Source organism: Peribacillus sp. P4_D6 (assembly GCF_056401795.1).
This window is the reverse complement of the sequence record NZ_JBFUIQ010000357.1, coordinates 1-967: the sequence shown is the minus strand read 5'-3', so window position 1 is coordinate 967 and position 967 is coordinate 1. Positions and strand designations below refer to the sequence as shown.

Annotated in this window: 1 protein-coding gene; it reads right to left on the bottom strand. The window is 46.3% G+C overall.

The features are described 5' to 3' along the window. The coding region (proC, locus tag AC1DVB_RS27550) for a pyrroline-5-carboxylate reductase (RefSeq protein ID WP_477592014.1) at positions 1 to 736 on the bottom strand (736 nt) is incomplete at its 3' end. Positions 737 to 967 lie beyond the last annotated feature (231 nt).

The following is a 967-nucleotide window of genomic DNA, read 5'->3' as shown; positions in this document are numbered from 1 at the left end:
GTGCTTGTAGTGCTTTCAGACCTGCTTCAGTCGTTCCGCCTGGTGAAGTTACTTCCTTTCTTAGTACGGCAGGCGTTTTAGGTGATTTCTGTAACATGTCGGCTGCGCCCATCAATGTCTGGAGAATCAATTGCTTAGCTGTTTCGGAATCGAGCCCTATTTTTTCCGCTGATTTTTCCAATGCCTCGACCAAGTAATAAATATAAGCAGGACCGCTGCCTGATAAGCCTGTTACCGCATCTAGCTGGGATTCTTCGACCACTGCCACCGTACCCACCGTTTCAAAAAGGGTAATCGCTGTTTGTAATTGCGAGTCTTCCGTATGACAGTTAGCCGCAAGGGCCGTTGCTGATTTTCCTACAGCTGCCGATGTATTAGGCATGGCACGGACGATCGAAAACCGCTTGTTGGCGATTCCTTCCAAGCTTGTTGTATGAACCCCGGCAACAACGGAAATGAACAGCATTTCTTCACGAATGTATTCTTTTATTGATTGCATCGTTTCTAAAATATCTTTCGGTTTCACCGCCAGTACGACAAGGTCCGCATCCTGTACTAATAACTGCAGTGATCGTGTTGCAGTTACACCATATTGGTCCTTTAAATAAACGAACCGATCATCATTTGATTTATTTGTTACAAAAATATTTTCTGGTTCAATTACCTGTTGGGTCACCAGCCCCGAAATGATTGCTTCTGCCATCGATCCAGCTCCGATAAACGCGATTTTTTTCATATTTCCCGCTCCTTTTTCTTTTGAATTTTCGGCCATTTTATGAAGGCTGTTTTCACATACTTTGTTGCTATTTACCAGGTAGTGAGTTGTGGTTGATTTCCCTTCAAGATGCTCGCTTTCCGCGGGGCGGGCGGTGAGCCTCCTCGGCGTAAACGCCTGTGGGGTCTCACCTGTCCCGCTGCTCCCGCAGGAGTCTCGCACTTCCGCTCCAATCAACCTTAAATAGTTTCG